At 45.6% G+C, this 20,714-nt stretch carries 23 protein-coding genes, 1 tRNA gene and 1 riboswitch; of the genes, 13 read left to right on the forward strand and 11 right to left on the reverse strand.

The window, feature by feature from the left end:
* Positions 1-128: 128 nt before the first annotated feature.
* From J2T19_RS09080 to J2T19_RS09120, 9 genes are all read right to left on the reverse strand, one after another.
* The gene (locus J2T19_RS09080; protein WP_307214905.1) at positions 129-1,034 is read right to left on the reverse strand and encodes an urease accessory protein UreD; all 906 of its coding nucleotides are present in this window, start codon (positions 1,032-1,034) and stop codon (positions 129-131) included.
* Positions 1,006-1,719 carry an urease accessory protein UreG gene (ureG, locus tag J2T19_RS09085; RefSeq protein WP_056699622.1) on the reverse strand — a complete coding sequence of 238 codons (714 nt, stop codon included), beginning with the start codon at positions 1,717-1,719 and terminating at the stop codon, positions 1,006-1,008. Before ureG ends, J2T19_RS09080 begins: the two co-directional genes overlap by 29 nt.
* A 56-nt stretch (positions 1,720-1,775) precedes the next feature.
* Positions 1,776-2,471 carry an urease accessory protein UreF gene (locus J2T19_RS09090; RefSeq protein ID WP_307214908.1) on the reverse strand — a complete coding sequence of 232 codons (696 nt, stop codon included), beginning with the start codon at positions 2,469-2,471 and terminating at the stop codon, positions 1,776-1,778.
* A gap of 19 nt (positions 2,472-2,490) precedes the next feature.
* Positions 2,491-4,209 (reverse strand): urease subunit alpha, encoded by a 1,719-nt coding sequence (ureC, locus tag J2T19_RS09095; RefSeq protein WP_307214910.1) that lies wholly within the window; start codon positions 4,207-4,209, stop codon positions 2,491-2,493.
* Positions 4,206-4,592, reverse strand: coding sequence for an urease subunit beta (locus J2T19_RS09100; RefSeq protein WP_307214912.1), 387 nt, complete (start codon positions 4,590-4,592; stop codon positions 4,206-4,208). The genes ureC and J2T19_RS09100 overlap by 4 nt, the downstream gene beginning before the upstream one ends.
* 18 nt (positions 4,593-4,610) lie before the next feature.
* Positions 4,611-4,913, reverse strand: a complete 303-nt coding sequence (locus J2T19_RS09105) for an urease subunit gamma (protein ID WP_307214915.1) — start codon at positions 4,911-4,913, stop codon at positions 4,611-4,613.
* Between the two features lie 400 nt (positions 4,914-5,313).
* Positions 5,314-5,958 carry a hypothetical protein gene (locus tag J2T19_RS09110; protein WP_307214917.1) on the reverse strand — a complete coding sequence of 215 codons (645 nt, stop codon included), beginning with the start codon at positions 5,956-5,958 and terminating at the stop codon, positions 5,314-5,316.
* Between the two features lie 50 nt (positions 5,959-6,008).
* Positions 6,009-6,212 carry an XRE family transcriptional regulator gene (locus J2T19_RS09115; RefSeq protein ID WP_307214920.1) on the reverse strand — a complete coding sequence of 68 codons (204 nt, stop codon included), beginning with the start codon at positions 6,210-6,212 and terminating at the stop codon, positions 6,009-6,011.
* Between the two features lie 272 nt (positions 6,213-6,484).
* Entirely contained in the window at positions 6,485-7,186 is a 702-nt protein-coding gene (locus J2T19_RS09120; RefSeq protein WP_307214922.1) for an urease accessory protein UreF, read from the reverse strand.
* Positions 7,187-7,648: 462 nt separating this feature from the next.
* Between J2T19_RS09120 and J2T19_RS09125 the strand changes: the two genes are divergently transcribed.
* Positions 7,649-7,731, forward strand: a tRNA-Leu gene (locus tag J2T19_RS09125).
* Between the two features lie 495 nt (positions 7,732-8,226).
* Here the strand turns inward: J2T19_RS09125 and J2T19_RS09130 are convergent.
* On the reverse strand, positions 8,227-8,706 hold the full coding sequence (locus J2T19_RS09130) for a glutathione peroxidase (RefSeq protein WP_145050530.1): 480 nt from the start codon (positions 8,704-8,706) through the stop codon (positions 8,227-8,229).
* A 392-nt stretch (positions 8,707-9,098) separates the two neighbouring features.
* Positions 9,099-9,275, forward strand: a riboswitch (cyclic di-AMP (ydaO/yuaA leader).
* A 118-nt stretch (positions 9,276-9,393) separates the two neighbouring features.
* Here J2T19_RS09130 and J2T19_RS09135 point away from each other — a divergent pair.
* Together J2T19_RS09135 and J2T19_RS09140 are read left to right on the forward strand one after the other, a co-directional pair.
* Positions 9,394-9,789, forward strand: a complete 396-nt coding sequence (locus J2T19_RS09135; RefSeq protein ID WP_056699596.1) for a hypothetical protein — start codon at positions 9,394-9,396, stop codon at positions 9,787-9,789.
* Between the two features lie 165 nt (positions 9,790-9,954).
* Positions 9,955-10,638, forward strand: a complete 684-nt coding sequence (locus J2T19_RS09140; RefSeq protein WP_307214925.1) for an HAD family hydrolase — start codon at positions 9,955-9,957, stop codon at positions 10,636-10,638.
* A gap of 135 nt (positions 10,639-10,773) precedes the next feature.
* Here the strand turns inward: J2T19_RS09140 and J2T19_RS09145 are convergent, their stop codons facing one another.
* Complete coding sequence (locus tag J2T19_RS09145) at positions 10,774-12,069, reverse strand: Nramp family divalent metal transporter (protein WP_239290803.1); 1,296 nt, start codon at positions 12,067-12,069, stop codon at positions 10,774-10,776.
* 392 nt (positions 12,070-12,461) lie between these two features.
* On the opposite strand from J2T19_RS09145, the gene J2T19_RS09150 reads away from it, so the two are divergent.
* The 10 genes from J2T19_RS09150 (at position 12,462) to J2T19_RS09195 (ending at position 20,703) form a co-directional block, all read left to right on the forward strand.
* Positions 12,462-12,881, forward strand: a complete 420-nt coding sequence (locus J2T19_RS09150) for an organic hydroperoxide resistance protein (protein ID WP_056699592.1) — start codon at positions 12,462-12,464, stop codon at positions 12,879-12,881.
* 235 nt (positions 12,882-13,116) lie between these two features.
* Complete coding sequence (locus tag J2T19_RS09155; RefSeq protein WP_145050536.1) at positions 13,117-13,362, forward strand: zinc ribbon domain-containing protein; 246 nt, start codon at positions 13,117-13,119, stop codon at positions 13,360-13,362.
* Positions 13,363-13,514: 152 nt separating this feature from the next.
* Positions 13,515-13,805, forward strand: a complete 291-nt coding sequence (locus J2T19_RS09160; RefSeq protein WP_307214929.1) for a hypothetical protein — start codon at positions 13,515-13,517, stop codon at positions 13,803-13,805.
* A 208-nt stretch (positions 13,806-14,013) separates the two neighbouring features.
* On the forward strand, positions 14,014-14,436 hold the full coding sequence (locus J2T19_RS09165) for a thiol-disulfide oxidoreductase DCC family protein (RefSeq protein ID WP_307214932.1): 423 nt from the start codon (positions 14,014-14,016) through the stop codon (positions 14,434-14,436).
* 290 nt (positions 14,437-14,726) lie between these two features.
* Positions 14,727-15,605, forward strand: a complete 879-nt coding sequence (locus J2T19_RS09170) for a DUF6612 family protein (RefSeq protein ID WP_307214934.1) — start codon at positions 14,727-14,729, stop codon at positions 15,603-15,605.
* Between the two features lie 235 nt (positions 15,606-15,840).
* Positions 15,841-16,224: a VOC family protein gene (locus J2T19_RS09175; RefSeq protein WP_307214936.1), complete on the forward strand. Its 384-nt coding sequence runs from the start codon at positions 15,841-15,843 to the stop codon at positions 16,222-16,224.
* Positions 16,225-16,440: 216 nt separating this feature from the next.
* Positions 16,441-17,661, forward strand: coding sequence for a P-loop NTPase family protein (locus J2T19_RS09180; RefSeq protein WP_307214938.1), 1,221 nt, complete (start codon positions 16,441-16,443; stop codon positions 17,659-17,661).
* On the forward strand, positions 17,661-18,977 hold the full coding sequence (locus tag J2T19_RS09185; RefSeq protein ID WP_307214940.1) for a TadA family conjugal transfer-associated ATPase: 1,317 nt from the start codon (positions 17,661-17,663) through the stop codon (positions 18,975-18,977). Before J2T19_RS09180 ends, J2T19_RS09185 begins: the two co-directional genes overlap by 1 nt.
* A gap of 31 nt (positions 18,978-19,008) precedes the next feature.
* A complete protein-coding gene (locus J2T19_RS09190) occupies positions 19,009-19,770 on the forward strand; it encodes a type II secretion system F family protein (RefSeq protein WP_307214942.1) in 762 nt (253 codons plus the stop codon).
* A gap of 63 nt (positions 19,771-19,833) precedes the next feature.
* Entirely contained in the window at positions 19,834-20,703 is an 870-nt protein-coding gene (locus J2T19_RS09195) for a type II secretion system F family protein (RefSeq protein ID WP_307214944.1), read from the forward strand.
* Positions 20,704-20,714 lie beyond the last annotated feature (11 nt).

The raw sequence follows: 20,714 nt of genomic DNA on the forward strand, positions 1-20,714 counted from the left end.
TTGAGCGCTGATTTAGTCTGTGGTTCGTGATATAGTTTCTACCTATGAGAAACTCTTGAATACCCGTTGTTATGCGGGTACTCAAGGTTTTTTTTGTTGTTTCTCATAAGAAGTTGTAGATCGTATATTCATTTACGGAAGGTTAAAGCTCCGCTACCCAGTAGTTGGGGGCGGATTGTATTCCAGATGTGCAGGCATTGTTCTTGGAGCTCCCAAGCTGCGGTGCCGAGGATACGGACGCCAATCCCACCAGCGGCGAGTAGACTGGCTCCAGCCAGCATGCGTCCATCTGGGGGGAGGGCTGAACGTATGAGCTCTAACTGTGTTGCCCCGAGATTGGGGGCGATGATCCACAATGCTGCGGTATGAGTGTAGTGAAGTAAGGCGGCGGATTGTCTAGGGTTGTTGAATGTTGGTTCTAATCCGAATCGATCCCAGACTGCAAGTTGTTGTCCTTGCCAAATTTCCGTTAAACTGCTATACCTATTGAATTGAAAAGCCTCTCCCCGGTGAATGCGTCCTGCTGACCATACATCTGCATAGGCGAGTATGCAATTTCCCTCTAGTTCAAAGGTGGCGTGAAGTGAGGAAGAACTGCCTTTGAACGGGATAACGCATTCGGGAAAATACTCCAGCACCGCTCCATGCTCCAACCGGAAGTGATGGTGGATTGAAGAGGGGAGAGACGGTGTTGGGTGAAGGCGAGTGGCTGACGTGCTACTCAGCATCACATGAGTATCTTGGCCTAAATGCCAGTTGGAATGATAGTGATCTCCATTCAGGACGCCTGGCGAAACATCGGAGGTATAAATGCAAAGTCCATCTCTGTCGCCGGGTGAACGGAAGGAACGGCTGAATCGAAGAGGGGCGCTGTAATATCGATCTGTCATGACGGTGCGCCCCCCTTGAAGGGCGAAAGTTGCCTGTAGCTCGCTGCGGCGCATCACGGCTCCTTCAACATGAATGTCCGATTCGATTGTACCTTCGGATCGTGAGGAGTTAGGCTTAATGGGTATGGGCGGAACCGTGGCCATGTGTATGTGGATGCGCAGCGGCATCGTCATCCATATATTGATGTTCAAGCCAATGAACGATCTCGGAGACACCTTCGCCACTCATTAGATTGGACATGACATAAGGGCGTCCTTCACGTACTCGCTCAGTATCTTCCTGCATGACCTGTAAGCTTGCGCCGACATAAGGGGCGAGATCGGTCTTGTTGATGAGCAGTAGATCGGAACGTGTAATTCCGGGTCCTCCTTTACGAGGTAATTTCTCCCCTTGAGCAACGTCGATAATGTAGATGAAAACATCTGCTAGTTCAGGGCTGAATGCCGCGGATAGATTATCCCCGCCACTTTCGATAAAGATGAGTTGCAGGTCAGGGAAACGTTCAATTAATTCGTCAACAGCTTCGAAATTCATAGAAGCATCCTCGCGGATGGCGGTGTGAGGGCAGCCACCTGTTTCGACACCGATAATACGTTCGGGTGCGAGTGCGTTTTGGCGTAGTAGGATCTCAGCATCCTCTTTGGTGTAAATATCATTCGTGATTACTGCGAGACTATAACGGGTACGCAGTGCCTTGGATAACTTCTCTACTAATGCGGTTTTGCCTGAACCTACGGGGCCTCCGATTCCAATCCTCATCGGACGACTTCGGTCGAACGTTTTGCGTTCCCATTCTGGGTGATGTGTATGATCTGCTCCTCCACACATAACAATTCCTCCTTTGTTTTTTCTTCAAGATTGAGCGTGTATGAATGCCCTTATAATCAGGACATAAACAGACGGGCGGGTAAACTTTCATGCCGCATGGCGTAGATTTCTTGCGCGATACCAAAACTATGCATGTCATCTGGATCGCCGCCGCGCACTTGGTTCCATTCAAGTTCAATGACGTTTAATAGTGTATGAATGAGCATTTGAGCTTCGGTCTGCCCGATGGGCAGAAGGCGTAGTGCGCTGTTCACATAGGCATTGACGGAAGCGTAGAGATGTCCGATAACGGCTTCGTCCAATCCGATATCCAACCTGTGATTAATATAACCGTGAACGGTTGTGATCCCGCAAAAGGCACCATGCTCATGGATGGCGATGTCGATAAGGGAAAAATCCATCTGTGGATAGAGTGAGCGTGCTAATTTCAGTAGTCGCTTACCCATTTTATGTCCGCTTTCCCTGAGTTCGCGTGGTGTGCGTTGGGCATGAACCTGCTTGTCATACAGGGCGAGAAGGGATGCATCCTCCTGATCTATTGCCTCGTAAACACCCTTGATCGCAAGCCCGTCGAGGCGAACGAGGCTAGCATGGAGTTGGCTGCGGATGAATGTTTCGAGTTCGCTCGTTGTCCGTACGGTACCATCATGAGTGTATGCCTCCAAGCCGAATGAATGTGAGAATCCGCCGATAGGCAGAGCGGAGTCCAAGAGTTGGACGTAACGAAGTAGCTTCGTGCCACTATGCATCATGAGAAACCCCACCCCTTTGTCAAAACATGAAATAACGCTGAGCCATAGGTAATTCATCTGAGGGTTCACACGTAAGGAGTATACCGTCGGCGCGCACCTCATACGTTTCGGGATCTACCTCAATGGTGGGGGTCACGTCGTTGTGAACCATGTCTTTCTTACTTACTGTGCGGCAGCCCTTCACAGGCTCGACACGCTTGTGTAGCCCGAGTTTTTCTTTGATGCCGGCATCTACCGCAGCTTGGGAAACGAAAGTAATGGAGCCTTTGGGTAATGAGCTGCCATAGGCGCCGAACATGGGTCTACCAAACACGGGTTGAGGTGTTGGGATTGAAGCGTTGGGATCACCCATCTGAGCAAAAGTAATCATACCTCCCTTGATTACCATCTCGGGTTTGACGCCGAAATAGGCAGGATTCCAGAGTGTGAGATCAGCGAGTTTGCCAACTTCAACGGAGCCGACGAGATGGCTGATTCCGTGAGCGATAGCTGGGTTAATCGTGTACTTGGCGATATACCGCTTGATGCGATCGTTATCAGCTGGTGAATCTGGATTGATGTCCAGCTTGCCGCGTTGCTTTTTCATTTTGTCTGCCGTCTGCCATGTTCGTATGATGACTTCTCCAACACGTCCCATAGCCTGGGAGTCGGAACTGATGATGCTGAATACACCAAGATCATGCAAAATATCCTCAGCGGCGATCGTCTCGGGTCGGATCCGAGAATCTGCAAAAGCAACATCCTCAGGGATAGACGGGTCTAAATGGTGGCAGACCATCAGCATATCCAAATGCTCTTCTACTGTATTTCGTGTGTAAGGTCTGGTGGGGTTCGTGGAAGAAGGGATAACATAGGATTCACCGGCTGCTCGAATAATGTCGGGTGCGTGACCGCCGCCTGCGCCTTCTGTGTGGTAGGTGTGTATGGTGCGACCGTTAATGGCTGCGAGTGTGTTCTCCAAGAACCCGGTTTCGTTCAAGGTATCCGTATGGATGGCTACCTGTACATCGTGCTCGTCAGCGGCGGTCAGACAGGCATCGATTGCACTTGGGGTTGTACCCCAATCTTCATGGAGCTTGAGTCCAATGACCCCTGCTTGAATCTGCTCAACCAAAGGGGCTGTAGTAGAACTATTTCCTTTACCGAGAAAGCCAATATTCATGGGAAAGGCTTCTGCTGATTCCAGCATGCGATGGATGTGCCAAGCTCCTGGTGTGCAAGTTGTTGCTTTTGTTCCTGTGGCAGGACCTGTACCGCCGCCGATCATGGTGGTCACTCCAGAAGATAATGCCGTCTGAATCTGTTGTGGACAGATAAAATGAATATGGGTATCGACCCCGCCTGCAGTTACGATCATTCCTTCGCCAGCAATGATTTCCGTGGAAGCGCCTATAATGAGTGAGGGATCGACGCCGTCCATCGTATCGGGGTTGCCGGATTTTCCTATGGCGCAGATGAGTCCATCGCGGATACCGATATCGGCTTTGACGATTCCCCAATGATCAATGATGATTGCGTTGGTGATTACAGTATCAGGTGTGCCATCACTACGAAGGGCAGATGCGGATTGACCCATGCCATCGCGGATGACTTTGCCGCCGCCGAACTTGCTCTCGTCTCCGTAGATGGCATAATCGTGTTCGATCTCGGCCCAAAGTTCTGTATCTGCTAGTCGGACGGCATCGCCGGTTGTCGGCCCGAACATGGAAGCATATTGCTCGCGGCTCATTGATCTCATGGAGAATCACTCCCATCCTGCTTCAGTGGGGCAAAAGTGTTCAAGAACGTGTCTAGCTTCTGAGAATCGGGAGGGTGGTCTATGGATCCTTCGGTTAAACCGTTAAAACCATAGATTTGTCGTTTGCCACCAAATGTCGTAAGTTCGATAGGTTTCTCCTCACCAGGCTCAAAGCGAATAGCAGTACCTGCCGGGATATGCAGGCGATGTCCATAAGCTGTTATGCGATCGAATTCTAAAGCGGCATTAACCTCGTAGAAATGCACGTGGGAACCGACTTGTACGGGACGATCCCCGCGGTTCAAGACAAGTAATCGCACTGTTGGGCGATTGGGGTGACAGATGATTTCGTCCTGCTTCAAACGATATTCACCAGGAATCATTACGTTCTCCTGCCTTTCTTAGCGTATGGGCTCGTGTACGGTAACGAGCTTGGTGCCATCGGGAAAAGTGGCTTCTACCTGTACCTCGGGAATCATATCGGGTACACCTTCCATGCAGTCCTCACATTTCAGAATGGTACCCCCGTATCGCATCAATTCTGCAACACTCATTCCGTCACGCGCGCGCTCCATGAGTTCAGAGGTCAGTAGGGCGATCGCTTCGGGAACATTTAACTTAAGTCCTCGGCCTTTGCGTTCTCGGGCGAGGTTAGCGGCTACAGTAACCAGGAGTTTTTCTTTTTCCTGCTCAGTCCAGTGCAATGTAATCCGACCTTTCCCGTATGAAGTCAGTCCTAATCTCTTTTGAAGACGAACGAAACAATGTTCATCTGATATAGAATATCATGTTAAATATACTCACACAGGGTAGGTTCATTGTCAATAAAATTTGAATAATATTGGAATTTTGTATCCGTTATAATCGATCAATGTGTTATGTATATTGACATTTGAGTTTGATGCTTCTTTGGATACTGTATTACCAGGGGCTGGGATAGTTGGGTTGGTTGATGTGTGACAATATGGCGTGAAAAAAAAGGTGGGGGTTGGGGATGAGGATCAGGGAGGAGTGAGTGTTTGAGGGGGTGAAGTGTACTTCTCGGGATGAATCGTCCGAAGGCATACAGCCTTCGGCACTAACAGGGTTAGAGTTCATCTAACACTACCCGAGAATACCGGAATATTGTGGGTACAGTCTGCGGATGCAATCTGGACAAATGTCATGGGTGAACTCGGCGTGGGTGTGCTTTCGGAGATAACTCTCGACGGAGTTCCATGTGTCCTGTTCATCCTTGATTTGTTTACATACGGCACATATAGGGAGAAGTCCGCGTAGTGTACGTACCTCCGATAATGCTTGTTGAAGTTGCTGCTCGGCCTGTTTCTGTTCTGTGACATCAGTGTGGGCGATTAAGGCGAGTTCAGAGCTGCATGGTGATTCTGTTGTTGGTAAGGGGGTGAGTTCTAAGCGGAACCACCTCTGTTTCGAATTGGGAAGGCGTATCGCAATGTCGTATGTATGGTTGCTGTCAAATGGTGTTCGGATGTTTTTAAGTCGCTGGATCGTCTTATTGCTCTGATGATCTCGTTCAGGTGACGTCCATACCTCTAGTAGATTGAGATAAGGCAGTGTGCCGGATTCGGAATAAAAGAACGCAGGTAAGTGTGTAAAGTTGCACGTTTGACCAAGTCCTTGTCGCCAAGCGTTGTTGCAGCTACGAATGATCCAGTTGTTATCTACGATAATGAGCTGGTGGCGCATAAATTGATAAGATAGTTTCTCTAGATCAGTTGTTAAGTAACTCATTGCATGAAACCCTCCTTGTGGTCAGTTGGCGAATAAGACATGGTGCTCTGCTAACGGAGATCGTCTGGAATTTGTAAAATATCTGCGACCTGATTCCGGAATCGGGTAGCCTTGCGTGTGCCGTGAATTAGGTTGGATAGACGGTATGGTGGGATGTCGTGTAGTTCGCAAAAGGTCTTCTGATCCATCTGGAGTTCGGTTAAACGGCGTTTGATGGCCCATCCGAATGGGGTCACGGGTTTCTTTTTGTTCAAAAGGGTTCACCCCTAGGTTAAAAGTAGTATTCAGTCGCTCCTACTTCGGGTAGAATGTAGGGAGATGCGCGCTGTATATTTCATTATATACGTTATTACGTCATGTAACAATTAAAAAAGACGGAAATAAGTGTATTTTTTGATTTAAAATGACGTAAATTCGCAAATTCATCCATATATGAATAACAACAAAAACACGCCAGCAAAGGAATTGCGGCGTGTTTTTGTTCAATTGGAGAGGTGTGTGTTGCGGGAGGGTTCGTGGTACGTAGCTATGCTTTGAATGCGTGTAACCCTGCACCAAGCATGTGGAAGCTTGGGAATAGTGACTTCATAGACGTCGCTGTTGCTTGTGCTGCTTCATCCGCAACGGAGGCGCTGACGGTATTCCATTCGTGCTCCAGGTCTGTGGTTAGGTGAACCAGCAGTTCCTGTATGTTTTGACGATCAAGGGGGATGGCTTTCGAGGCTTCCGTTATGCATGCGTTTGAGGCTGAGTGGAGATAACCGAGAACCGCCTCCTCGACGGGGATGTCGAGGTAGTGGTTAATCCAGGCGTGAACAGTGGATAGGCATCCAACTGAATTATAGGTGGACAGGGTGTGCTCGAGTTTTCTAAAGTCGATCCAGGGATGGAGGGCTTGCGCGAGCTTGATTAACCGTTTGCCCATAGCGGGGGAGTGTTCCCTGAGATCTGGAGGGGTTCGCTGGACGTGGACTAGTTTGTCAATAAGCGCTGTTCGCCATGTGTCCTTCTGATCCGCTGCACTGTAGACTCCCTTAATCGCCATTCCTTCCAGGCGCACAATGCTCGGATGTAATTGACAACGCATGAATGATTCCAGGTCTGCTACATTGCGGATTGAACCTTCTGCTATGAGTGCATCCATGCCGAATGAATGAGTGAACCCTCCGACTTGAATAGAGGGATCAAGCAGTTTGACATAATCGAGCAGCTTATTCCCACGGTTCACGATCTTTCGCCTCCTATGTTCGTTAAATGTTATTATATATAACATTTTATTTCGTTTTGGAGCTGTTTATGAGTTTGTATCCGAATTATATGATATATATATTCACATAATTATCCGCTTTTTGTCAATTAAATCTTGTTAATTTTGCGTTAATTTCTTTATGTGTTAGTTATAATTACGTTATTTGTTATGTATTGGGGTGTATGTGATAATCTTATCATTGGAAGAGAAGTAGTAAAAGTAATGTTAGTGGTTATTCCATTGGCTTGCTCATTGAAGCTTATCAAGGGTAAATGAACTATAAAAATAGGTCGAACTTAAGGGTATGCAACTGCTGTGGAAGTATGACGATTCATGCAGTTAGAGGGGGAATTATCGTGTGAAAAAGCTGATTTTAAAAAGTGCTTTACTTTTATAATGAAACCCAGTATAATCATTTTTGTTGCCGATAATTTACGACATGCGGTCGTGGTGGAATGGCAGACACGCTATCTTGAGGGGGTAGTGGGCGTATGCCCGTGGAGGTTCGAGTCCTCTCGACCGCATCATAATGCAAGACAGAAGAAGCTTCCGAACTCGGAAGCTTTTTTTTGTTTCTACTGTTTTTATTTTATTCTAACTTATTAAGACTGATCGATTTGAAGCGAACGTACGATTTCGCCATCGATAACCTCTCTATTTACTTGCATGAATCCTAACGATTCATATAACGTCCCGGCGATCTGATTGTCTGGCCGATATCCAATCATAATCCTTGTACCATTAGAATAGTCACAGGTTGTAAATCGATGCTCACCCTTAATTCTTTCCGAATTTCGAATTCGCAGAGGATCTCGTCCTCTACGACGATCTTGAACCCTTTCTCCGAACCATTGCAGTAAGTGCTTTTTTCATACCGCATCACTCCTCTCAACAGAACACTCTAATGTATATCTTAAGCTCTTATGCCAAAATAAGCTCTTGAGTGCAAAAAAAGCCACCGACTAGAGAGTTCCTGCTTAATGCTGGGGTCTCCAGTGAGATGGCTGTTGGTTGTTCAATTATTTTTTTAATAATTTCTCGATGTCAGCTTCAATCTGATCAGGAGTTGTTTTGGGTGCGTAACGCTTTACGACACGTCCGTCCTGATCCACGAGGAATTTAGTGAAATTCCATTTGATTGCTTTGGAGCCGAGTAGACCTGGAGCCTCTTTGGTGAGATGCTGGAACAGGGGATGAGCGTTCGATCCGTTGACATCGATTTTCTCAAACATAGGGAAGCTTACACCATAGTTCATTTGGCAGAACTCAGCAATATCATCGGATGAGCCTTTTTCCTGTGCAAACTGATTGCTCGGGAATCCGAGAACTTCAAAATTACGATCTTTGAATTTATTGTACAGCTCTTGCAGCCCTTCGAATTGTGGTGTCAATCCACACTTACTAGCTGTATTCACAATAAGCAGTACTTTGTTCCGGTATTGAGACATTTCTTGTTCTTGGCCTCGAAGGGTATTAACTTTGTATTCATATACGGTCATGAAAATCGCCTCCTATATCGAATGAATGATTCCTTTTTCGTATATATTTATTATATTGGTTGCAATTAAATAATGCAAAACTTAATATGGAGTAATTATAGTTTTCGCGTTTTTTGACCTTGAATCGGTCACTGGATGGACAAATAGATAGATGATTTCTGTGATCAAGAGAATTAGAGAGCTTCGTGGAGTTGGATGAAGCAAAAATATGTTGTAAGCGATATCATTGGGTTGAAACGGCATAAATCCGTCGATTCGGTGATCTATGTAGACTTTACATCAACATGACCTCAGTGTATGATTCATATCGTAATTTCTAATTTAATTTCTATTGTACATGAAAAAACGAAACAAACGATAATATCGATCTAATCAGTCATGATGTAAGAACGATGTTTTAATCGCTGAGTTTCCATTCATTCATGGGTGGAAAACGGGGGAACCAACAGGATGCGCTGTTCTAGGACGGTATGGATCCATGGGGTGAATTTTCCGGTAACAGCCGGAAATAGGGCGACTCTCGCGCCCGAATCCGTCAGCTAACCTCGTAAGCGTTAAAGGGAGAGGCAACAAGCCGTACGCTGGTTCATGGTGTTTTTGCCATGGATTCTTTAAGAAGCGTCCGGGAGGCCTTGGTCCCCCACGCTTCTTTTTTGTTGTCTTTTCACGCCAAGGGAGGAACGAATGATGGATAATGAGATGATTTTAGTAACTGCTCCGAACGAAGCGGGGCGCAAATTTATCAAACTATTGATGTACAAAAAAATGCCGTTTGCCGTTCTGACCAACAGTGCAGGGGAAGAGCGGAAACTCCGGAAGTTCGGGGTAGAGCATGTCATTCGCATGAACACGGCTGCAGCTGAAAAATGGTTCTTGCCTCAGAGTAGTGTAGGCAATGTTTTTATTTTTGAGAATAGTCTGAACTTGACCTGCCGTTATTTGCAGATCTGTCGTTCATGGACATCCAAGTCACTGTGTGTAATTACAGAACAGAGCCATCCAAAAGGAATTTATCGTGGCATGGGAGCCGATCGGATTGTCTATTCATTAAACGGAGAAGTGGGCTTCCTGCTTAACGGTTGATGTCGCAACCGATGATTGCTCCCTTGTCAGGTGCCTGATATAATTGAACCAATAGATCATTATACTTATGGACAAATGGTAAACGGAATTTTGAGGAGACTCATGCATGAAGTGGGTCTTCTTTTTTATTGTTTAGGGGATGCAGCAAGATAAGGAGGAATAGTTGTGCCGGATGTACGTGGGTTAAAATGGTTGTTCTTCGATGTAGGAGATACGCTAGTGGACGAATGGGAGCCTGTAGACGATATTATCGGTCAGTTCGTGAGAGAAGCCTGTGCGCTTGGATATCCGGTGCAGATCGAGACTGTACGGGAGATATTTGTCACCTGTTACCGAAACTACGAGGCGTGGCCAATGAAAGTGGCGATACGTACGTTGATTAGCGATGAACAGCATCGAGAGCAGATCCAGGCTAAATTGAAGTTTCGCAAAGAGCTTGAGCAACCCTATGCGTGTGCTGGTTCAGTGCTGAAATCACTGTCACAATATTATCGAATTGGCATCATTGCTAATCAGAGTCCGGGTACGGAGGAACGGCTAGAGCGTTACGGTTTGCGTAAGTATGTGAATGTACTTGCTTGTTCTGCTGAAGAAGGAGTGTCCAAGCCTGATCGTGAACTGTATGCAGTGGCATTGAAGCAGGCGGGATGCAAGGCGGAGGAGGCGGTGATGATCGGAGATCGCATCGATAATGACATCGTTCCGGCGAAGAAGCTTGGCATGCGAACGATACGCATTTTACAGGGGTATGGACGGTTCCAGCCTGAGCTTGAAGATCAGGATCACCCGGATTGGACAATTGATAATCTAGAACAGCTTCTTCCTTTGCTGTTACCAGATCAAGAATAGGAGATATATACTCCAAAATAAGATTTATAGCTGATGCCCCTATACTAGAGCATATCCTTCTAGAAAAGGATTAAAAAAGAGCCGACCCATTTCAAGTGAACATTTCACTTGGATGAGTCGGCTCTTTTAATTGAATTAAAACAGCGCGATGGTCTGAATAATGAGGTACACATTCAGGACAACGATGACTGCGGCAATGATCCAGGACGTAATTTTCAACCATAGTTTGTTAGCGAATGCACCCATACTCTTCTTATCACTTGTAAACATGACCAACGGAATAACCGCAAAAGGAAGTTGTAAGGAAAGTACAACTTGGCTTAGGATCAGAAGTTCTTCTGTTCCATGCTCTCCTGCAATAGCCGTCACAATGACGGCAGGAATGATTGCAATCAGGCGAGTGACTAGACGTCGCAGCCATGCAGGAATACGAATGTTAAGGAACCCTTCCATAACAATCTGTCCCGCCAGAGTACCAGTAAGTGTCGAGTTCTGACCTGATGCCAATAAAGCAACGCCGAACAGAACACTTGCAACAGTGGTACCGAGCAGAGGTGTGAGCAGATGGTAAGCATCTGCAATCTCGGCAACCTGTGTCATACCAGCACTATGGAATACTGCCGCAGATACGATCAAGATCGCTGCGTTGATGAACAGCGCGAGTGTAAGTGCAATCGTAGAATCCATCGTTGTATAACGAATGGCTTCTTTTTTACCCTGCGGTGTCTGTTCGATCTGACGTGTCTGCACAATGGAGGAATGCAGATACAAATTATGCGGCATAACGGTAGCTCCAATAATACCAATCGCGATGTAGAGCATAGCCGGGTTCTGTAGAATTTCAGTGCTAGGTACAAAACCGTGAAGCACTCCGCCCATATCGGGTTTTGCCAAAAATAAATCAATACCGAAACAAAGGGCGATAGTCGCCATAAGCACAATGACAAGGGTTTCGAGCGCCCGGAAGCCTTTATTCTGTAACACTAAGATCAATAGTACGTCTACAGCTGTAATAATAACGCCGTATAACATCGGAATGTTGAACAGCAGCTTCAAGGCAATAGCGGAACCAATAACTTCCGCGAGATCGGTGGCTGCAATGGCAAGTTCGCAGAGTACCCAGAGCATAATAACCACCGGCATACTGAAGCGTTCACGACAGGCTTGAGCCAGATCGCGTCCTGTGACGATCCCGAGCTTACCCGCGAGTGATTGCAGCACAACAGCCATCAGATTCGAGATTAGAATAACAGACAGTAGTGTATAACCAAACTGTGAACCACCTGCGATATCTGTTGCCCAGTTGCCGGGATCCATATATCCGACAGCTACCAAGTATCCCGGGCCAACAAAAGCGAGGAACTTTTTCCACCAAGCTGCGTTCTGAGGAACCTTCATGGAGCTGTGAGCTTCCCCAAGGGAAGGAGCCATTCCAGCCGTGGATAGCGATTCTCTGGAAGGAGTGTTAAACGGATTTCTTTTACTCATACAATAATCACCTGACTTTGAAATAATAATGAAATAATAATGAGACAATATGCGATATGTGATATATCTAAATTTTTATGTTTATTCTTACATTGTACTCCTTCAATAATTTTTGTCTAGTGCAACTTTTATGTGCCGGCACAAAATAAGATCATATCTTCATCGTAATCCTCTGTATATTACCCATTGATCAAAAAATACAGCCTCTGAGCGTTATCTGCATGAAAATGAGAAAGATGTACAAGCTGAATATGAATCCAACAGCGTTTCAAAATGAGCCAGAAGTTTAAAATGAATTGTAGGCAACAAAAAAACAAAGTGAAGGAGAGATTCTAATGGAAGCTTTATATACAGCAACAGCAACGGTTAAAGGTGGACGTACAGGCTCGGTAACTTCTTCGGACGGCGTACTTCAGCATGATCTGAAAATGCCTAAAGAACTAGGTGGCTCCGGTGGTGAGGGAACGAACCCTGAACAACTCTTTGCAGCCGGATATGGGGCATGTTATGAGAGTGCACTAGCTAACGTAGCGCGCAAAGCAGGTGTGAAGCTGGAGAACGTAGTTGTAACGAGTAATGTATCCATTGGTAAAGACCCTGCGGATGATGGATTCCAACTGTCTGTGCGTCTCGATGTAAGTATGCCGGGAGTGGATCACAGTCAAGCAGAGGATCTCGCTCGTAAAGCTCATGATTTCTGCCCATACTCCAAAGCAACTCGTGGCAATATTGACGTTGTATTGAATGTAGTATAACCACTACTTATTAGGAAAAGAATTGACCTATAGAAACAGATAACCTTGATATCTGTTGCATAAGACAAGCCCTGCTGGTAATCGGCAGGGTTTTCGATTTCAATACCTTTCTGCATAATCTCTTTCATTAAATTAACGGATGGTGCAGGAGATTATAGGGTCAGGAGCGTACTCTTTTACATAAATTATACTCTTAATTCATGTGAGCTATCCTAAAAAAAGGGGGAACGCAAAAATGAGTATTGAAGAGATGATCGAACGTCGGTTTGTATGTACAAAATGCCGAGGAACCGATTGTGATATTAAGGAAGTGTCGATGTCGGGAGCGGGTTTAAGCAAAGTATTTGATATTCAGCATAATCATTATTTGTTCATCACGTGTACTTCCTGTGGGTATGTAGAAGTGTTTAACCCGGATGTGCTCAAGGGTAAAAAACAAGGACAGGTAGGGACGATTCTGGATATTTTGTTTGGAGGATAAGATCACAAAAGGTTGATTGTAGGGGAGTGTTCCGGAATATTCCAGTTCAGGCGTAGCTACTTGAGTTGACATGGGCCTGAAATTTCTTTAATATGACTTAGTACTGAGAAGTATCATTGCATGAACCAAATTTGAATTGACAGGTGATATCCATGTCTTATAGACCGAAAATTGCACAATTGCAAGTAGCTAGCCAAAACGAAAAAGACGGATTGTATGAGTTTACAGTAAAACTCGAAGATGGTACACAGTGTCGTGTGTTCTACTCCCGTTCCCCAGAATGGAAGTTGACTCATATCAGTCGTCTGCAAAAAACACCTTGTCCAGTATGCCGCAAAGATTTCATTTGTAAATGTATGGATCAGTGGTCAGAAGATCTGCATCACCAAATGATCGATGAGCAATGGGTGGACAAAGGACTTGCTGAAGTAACTCAAAACTAATTCCGTCTGATTTCGGGTGAATCACCCAGACAGATACGAGCGTAGGCACCGAGCCTACGCTCTTTTTCTATTGTTTTATTCCTTCATTGAAGGTGTTAGGTTTGAATTTGTACGATTTAGTGTTGCTAGATTTAGGGTACAGCCTAGTTGAACATAGTATAAAATGGGTAAATTACTCTAACATCATCAACTTGAGGAGGCCTCCATTATGACAGCTAATGACATCGATCAGCATCAAGGACACCCCATTGTGCTCGTGGATGGCGTATGCCATTTCTGCCAGGGTATTACCAAATGGATTATTAAGCGTGATCCGGAAGGCAAATATCATTTTGCATCACTGCAGTCCGATATTGCAAAGGAATTACTACGTAAGGGCAATCTTTCGCCAGATCAGATGGATACATTTGTACTTATTGAAGATGGCGTTTATTATACGCGTTCTACGGCAGCGCTTCGCTTAGCCAAAGGCCTCACTTTCCCATACCCATTGTTATATGGGTTAATCATTGTTCCCAAATTCATACGTAATGCTGTATATAATCTGGTTGCTCGCAATCGTTATAAGTGGTTTGGTAAGGATGAGGCTTGTATGTTGCCGACACCAGAGATCAAAGAACGTTTCTTATAAGGTAGTTTAAAAAGATTGCTTTTGATTACGAATGATGCCTGTTGGCATCATCAGCATCGAATATGGAATTCAGCCGAAATAAGTCGAGGCTTACGAAGTTTGTTTCCTTCGGAAACATTGTAGTTGCTCACTTAGGTTTGCCTTCGCTCCGCTACTCCATTTCTAGCTTCACCCCATCTTCTCGGTACTGAAAGCCATTTTTTTAAACGCGGATATTTATAATACATGATTAATAACGGGAAAAACTGGGTAATCAATAAGGATTATATTTATTTTGGGAGGAAATCAACTTGAAGAAGTGGACGACATTAATTATCGGGGCGTTATTATCTATCAGCTTGGCTGCATGCGGAAACGATACAGATAACAGTGCTGCAACGCCGCCAGCAAACAACGAATCAACCAATGAAGCAACGAACGAAGGTACAGCGACTGAACAGCAGGAGACGGCAGCAGTTCCTACGCTAGATGAGTTAATTAACAAAACAAATGAAGCAACCAAAGCGATGAAGAGCTTCACAACAGATGCAACGATCGACCAAAATCTGAAGCTTGAGGCTGGTGACCAGTCCCAGGATCAAGAGGTTAAAACATCGATGAAGATGGATATCATCAAAGATCCAATGATGATCTATCAAGAGATGAAGGTCGAAATGGCAGGACAGGAAGCGCAGAATGTGAAGCAATATATTACTTCGGATAATATCTACTCCCAAGTCGGCGACCAGTGGGTTACAATTCCTGAGGATCAAACCAAGGCATTGATTGAACAGATGCAAGCAAGTATGAATCCGGAAGCCGAACTGGATCAGTTCAAGAAAATCGCTGAAGATACGAAGATTACAGAAGAGGGCGACAATTATGTGATCAACGCTGACGTATCGGGTGATAACGTGAAAGAATTGGCCAAATCCGTCATGGAACAAAATGGATCAGATGCTCAGACTCAAGCAATGTTGGAGCAAATGAACATTACGAGCATGAAGATGAAGTACATGGTTAACAAAGAGACATATCTGCCAGCAGCTACCGATGTAACTATGGTAATGGAGATGGAGCAGAATGGACAAAAAGTAACTATGGATATGAAGATGAACTCAACCTTCTCCAACCATGATCAAGTAGAAGAGATCAAAGTTCCACAAGAAGCATTAGATAGCGCGAAGTAATCTTGCTGGATGCAAAGTAGTGAGTAGTCGTTATCTCTGAACTACACGGTTATAACTCAAAGGCATGTCTTAATACAGTTCTGTGTGTAAACATGATGTTTGCACACGCTGTGTAAGGCATGTTTTTTGTTTATGTCTATCTTTTCTAGTCATGGATCAGAGAAGTATAGTAGAATTTATGTAAACGTTTAACGTGAACTAGCTTGGACAGTATCTCAAGAGAGGGGATTCAGTAATGATTCAATATGCACATTTACATCATGTTAGTCTGGCTGTACGCGATCTGGAGATTGCGAAGCAATTCTACTCCGGACTACTGCAGATGCAGGAGATTGAACGTCCGCCTTTTCGTTCTACAGGCGTATGGTACGCCATTGGAAGTCAGCAGCTGCATTTGCTGCAGCATCCAGAAGGGCATACGCTGCGTGAAGCGGGGATTGATACGACGGATGGACATTTTGCCATCTGGGTTACAAGCTATCAGGAAACAATAGACTGGCTCACGAAGCAAGGCATTGAATACGAAGCGAGACCAGATAGTGTGGCTGGCTTTGCACAGATTTTTGTGCTTGATCCGGATCGTAACATTATTGAATTTGGCGCGTTGTATAATTCCTAATATGGATTATCGGATAGATGTCTGCAACGAGTGCGTGAGGTTTAGGCGAATTATGCCATAGGCACATTTGTATAAATCTCTTGCTCCCCCAGAAATTGTATGATATATTATCCATACATTCATAGCACGTGACGGAAGCACCGTCCATATGCTGCATGCTCATGCAGTTATTGGACGGTGCTTTTTTGTGCTTTTTTTTGCGGGGAGGGGCGTACATTGATTGTTCTGAAAGTAGTGCTTGCTTCAAAAGATCGAGAGTATATCAGCGCCTGGTTAGATTTTGCACAGGGGGGCTCAGTAGGCTCTGGTTTGCGATTTACGGCTTTTTCACAATGGGAGCCATTCAGGGAACATATGTATGGACAGGGGGAGCGAGAGATACCCGATCTGGTCATTGCGGAGCCGGAACTGCTGAACGCGTGGCTCAGTAATGGTGGGGACACCTCAGGCATTCCATGGTTAATGCTAAGTGAGGGGAATGATGAGGTGCATGAAGATAAACAGTTGATGAAATATCAACCTCTGCCCTTTTTGCTAGATGCGGTAATGAACGCATGCCGTCAGCCACGTCGTAAGAAAACGCATCGACCGGGACAGGACACCCTTTCCATCGGAGTCATATCTGCCTCAGGTGGAAGTGGGAAGACAGCAGTTGCTCTGCATATGGCGAAGCAGTTAGGACTGGCTGGATATGCTGTGCTTTACCTTAACCTGGAGACGTTGGACAGTACGCAACCTTTCCTTGAGAAAGGTCTAACCCGAAGCCTACAGCGTCAGCCTGATGCCGAAACGGGGCTGTCTCGACTGTTATACGATCTGAAAGTGAGCCGGAAAGAGACAGGAAAAGCGGGACAGTCGCAACCGCAGTCCAAAGGTGTAGATCATTATGTCCTCCGTCATGAGGGATTGAAGTCCGATGTATTCTGGCCTCTATCCAATCGCAAAGAGTTGTTGCAAATGTCCAAGGAGGACACAGCTAATCTCATTCAACACCTGATCCAATGTAGACAATACGACGTCATTATTCTAGATGGAGATTCAGGTTGGGATGGACGCAGTGAAGGGATCATCGAAACAGCAGATTCATTCGTATGGCTCGTAGAAGATGATATTGCTGCGATGCATCGCTGGGGGCAATGGATACAGTACGCTGAACGGGTGAAGCCGAACTGGATTGATAGTGTAATGGATCGTGCACGATTCGTCGTGAACAAGTATCGGGACAGTGTTGTGAATGCGACGCCAAGACCTGACCTGCATCTAGATGCCGTATTGCCATATATTCCATCCTGGAGGCAGATTAGTCAGGAGGAAGTATTGCTTAGCTCACCGATCTTTCAGCGAGAAGTGAAAAGGCTATGCGCGCTGCTGATCCAGAATGGGGAGGAAGAGCTAACGCAGACAGGTCGAATTCACCAGGGAGTGGGAGGACGCTAATGACAGACTCATCCCTTAATGATCTAAACCGGGAAGAATTGTTCCAGCATATGCGTCAGGAAGTAAGGGCTGGACTAGATCTCACCTCATCCGCAGGAGACGAGGAGTTATGGCAGGGAATTGAGCGGAAAGTGCTCTCTGATCCGAACCTGCATGACCTGACATCTGGAGAGCGACATACGTTGGTACAACGGTTATATGACTCCTTCCGTGGGCTAGATATATTACAGCCGCTTGTGGATCATCCCGATATTACGGAGATTATGATTAATAGCCATAGGGAGATATTTGTAGAGCAAGCAGGTGAAGTTAGCCGGATTACACTTGAATTCGAATCCAAGGAACGGCTGGAGGATATCATCCAGATGATTGTGTCCGGGGTAAACCGAATTGTTAACGAGTCTTGTCCTATCGTTGATGCCAGGCTTAAGGATGGTTCACGTGTCAATATCGTATTGCCGCCCATCGCATTGAAAGGGCCTACGATGACGATTCGTAAATTTCCAAGTGAACCGCTAACGATGTTGGATCTGATTCAGAAGGGCGCCCTACATGAAGAGGCGGCTGAATTATTACAACAGTTGGTACGTAGTAAACACAATATTTTTATCGGGGGCGGTACGGGTTCAGGGAAAACGACGTTCCTTAATGCATTATCTCAGTTCATTCCGGCTGATGAGCGGATTATTACGATTGAAGATTCGGCAGAGCTACAGATCGTGACTGTACCTAACCTTGTATCTATGGAGACACGTAATGCCAACACCGAAGGTAAGGGTGAAATATCGATTCGGGATTTAATCAAGTCTTCCTTGCGGATGAGACCCAATCGTATTGTCATAGGTGAGGTTCGGGGTGCAGAGGCGTTAGATATGTTGCAAGCCATGAATACAGGACATGATGGTAGCTTGAGCACTGGGCATGCCAACAATATTCGCGATATGATCAGCAGGCTGGAAACCATGGTTCTTAGTGGTGCAGATCTTCCGATTGCTGTTGTGCGGCAGCAGATTAGCTCGGCAATTGATATCTTTGTGCATTTGTCCAGACTTCGTGATCGATCACGTAGAGTAACGGAGATTAGTGAGGTTATGGGTATAGAGAACGGGGAAGTGTTGCTTAACCCTTTGTTTCGATTCCATGAGCAAGAAGAACGTGAAGGCAAGATCATCGGGGGACTGATACAGGTTGGCATGCTGAGTCGAATCGACAAAATTCAGATGGCTGGCTTGGGGGATTGGTTTGAAGAATACATAGAACGAACAAAGGAACATCATTCGCTGAAGAATGAATTTGCGGATAACAACGTTAATTAGATATTTTATATTGTTTGGAAGGTGATTAGTGTTGGCGGAAGCTAGACAAGCATTGACTGATTACACCGTATTCACGCTATCCCGGAGACAGCGAGTTACCTGCATGTTGATCAGTGGATTGTTATTTTTCGGCATCGGGATTCTATTCTATCATCACTGGTTGGCTGGCATCATCTTGGCTACAGGGTGTATTTGGGTGCCTAAGCATTGGACTAAGGTGTTGTTGGAACGAAGGAGAACGACGCTCAGTCTACATTTCAAACAGGCATTGTATGCATTGTCTTCTGCGCTGGCTGCCGGAAAATCGGTTGAGAATGGATTTAAGGAATCCGTTGAAGATTTACGTATGTTAAACCCTGAAGCAGATACGGATCTTATTCGGGAATTTACGATTCTGCGGACGCGGATGGAGTATGGACAGCCTATTGAAGAAGCGTTGCAGGACTTTTCTGATCGAGCACAGGTTGAAGACATTACTAATTTTGCCGACGTGTTTATTACGTGCAAACGAACAGGTGGGGATCTAGTCGAAGTTGTCCGGAGAACGTCTTCGGTCATCGGAGAAAAGCTAGATATTCAGCAGGATATTATGGTCGCTATAGCACAGAAAAAGTTTGAATCCAAGGCAATGTTTGCTGCACCATTTATATTTCTTATTTTTCTTAATTTAACTGCAAAGGACTTTATGGAACCTCTATATAGCGGCATGGGATATCTAATCTCCACAGGCGCTTTAGCACTGCTTGCCTGCTGTTATCTATGGATTACACGAATTATGGATATCAAAGTATAGGGATTGACACTTTTGATTACGAGGGCTGGCTGAATACGGACTACATGATAAGGAGTTGAAACGATGCTACTTCCCGCCATATTCGGAGGAATGCTCGGGATTGGATGGCTGATACTGGATCGTACCCAAGGACAGACCTACCGCCATTTACGCAAGCTGGAGATGGAAGGATTACGATTCAAGAAACTGCACGCTCCATTCTTGTTTCTATTGGATAAGTTTGAGGTGGGACGTCGATTGCCTGTTGTGATGTTCCGTATGCAACATGCCATTCAGAAGATGTATGGCATACAGCACAGTGGAGAGAAAACGTTGCTCTATAGTGCTGAGATGCTGACGTATACATGGCTGATGTTATTGGTGGGGTGTTTGTTGTCCCTTGTTGGGGATATAGGCATTGGTGGATTGGCAGGCGGTACAGTGCTCGGTGCTCTCCTACCATTTGCGCTATATAAGGATCTCAGCAGTAAGGTGCAACGCAGAGATCAGGATATTCTGGTGGAATTACCGGAGCTACTTAATCGAATTGTTTTATTGGTTGGTGCTGGAGAGACGGTACAACGTGCCATTATGCATTGCGTTGCCAGTCAGGGGGAACGAGATCATCCATTATACAACGAGCTGAGGAAGACAGTCCACGATTTGAATAACGGTTATTCGTTTCAACAGTCGTTCGAGCAGTTCAGCCGGCGCTGTGGAGTACAGGAAGTAACGATTTTCACAACAACCGTGCTACTTAATTTTCGGCGTGGGGGAGGTGACTTTGTATTGGCGCTACGGGATCTTTCGCATGTGTTGTGGGAGAAACGTAAGGCTGTTAGTCGGGCGAAGGGAGAGCAGGCTTCTTCCAAACTTGTGTTTCCAATGGTACTGATATTTTTTACAATCGTTGTGATGATTGGGGCACCTGCTTTTATGATGATGAATATGTAGGAGGAATTAGG

It is taken from the genome of Paenibacillus tundrae, from assembly GCF_030812775.1.
Lineage (GTDB): Bacteria > Bacillota > Bacilli > Paenibacillales > Paenibacillaceae > Paenibacillus > Paenibacillus tundrae_A.

Excerpts from the sequence above, each read along its gene's own strand:
- J2T19_RS09080 (WP_307214905.1), bottom strand. The coding sequence starts at position 1,034 with ATGGCCACGGTTCCGCCCATACCCATTAAGCCTAACTCCTCACGATCC.
- ureG (WP_056699622.1), bottom strand. The coding sequence starts at position 1,719 with ATGTGTGGAGGAGCAGATCATACACATCACCCAGAATGGGAACGCAAA.
- J2T19_RS09090 (WP_307214908.1), bottom strand. The coding sequence starts at position 2,471 with ATGATGCATAGTGGCACGAAGCTACTTCGTTACGTCCAACTCTTGGAC.
- ureC (WP_307214910.1), bottom strand. The coding sequence starts at position 4,209 with ATGAGATCAATGAGCCGCGAGCAATATGCTTCCATGTTCGGGCCGACA.
- J2T19_RS09100 (WP_307214912.1), bottom strand. The coding sequence starts at position 4,592 with ATGATTCCTGGTGAATATCGTTTGAAGCAGGACGAAATCATCTGTCAC.
- J2T19_RS09110 (WP_307214917.1), bottom strand. The coding sequence starts at position 5,958 with ATGAGTTACTTAACAACTGATCTAGAGAAACTATCTTATCAATTTATG.
- J2T19_RS09130 (WP_145050530.1), bottom strand. The coding sequence starts at position 8,706 with ATGACCGTATATGAATACAAAGTTAATACCCTTCGAGGCCAAGAACAA.
- J2T19_RS09135 (WP_056699596.1), top strand. The coding sequence starts at position 9,394 with ATGGATAATGAGATGATTTTAGTAACTGCTCCGAACGAAGCGGGGCGC.
- J2T19_RS09145 (WP_239290803.1), bottom strand. The coding sequence starts at position 12,069 with ATGGCTCCTTCCCTTGGGGAAGCTCACAGCTCCATGAAGGTTCCTCAG.
- J2T19_RS09150 (WP_056699592.1), top strand. The coding sequence starts at position 12,462 with ATGGAAGCTTTATATACAGCAACAGCAACGGTTAAAGGTGGACGTACA.
- J2T19_RS09155 (WP_145050536.1), top strand. The coding sequence starts at position 13,117 with ATGAGTATTGAAGAGATGATCGAACGTCGGTTTGTATGTACAAAATGC.
- J2T19_RS09160 (WP_307214929.1), top strand. The coding sequence starts at position 13,515 with ATGTCTTATAGACCGAAAATTGCACAATTGCAAGTAGCTAGCCAAAAC.
- J2T19_RS09165 (WP_307214932.1), top strand. The coding sequence starts at position 14,014 with ATGACAGCTAATGACATCGATCAGCATCAAGGACACCCCATTGTGCTC.
- J2T19_RS09175 (WP_307214936.1), top strand. The coding sequence starts at position 15,841 with ATGATTCAATATGCACATTTACATCATGTTAGTCTGGCTGTACGCGAT.
- J2T19_RS09185 (WP_307214940.1), top strand. The coding sequence starts at position 17,661 with ATGACAGACTCATCCCTTAATGATCTAAACCGGGAAGAATTGTTCCAG.
- J2T19_RS09195 (WP_307214944.1), top strand. The coding sequence starts at position 19,834 with ATGCTACTTCCCGCCATATTCGGAGGAATGCTCGGGATTGGATGGCTG.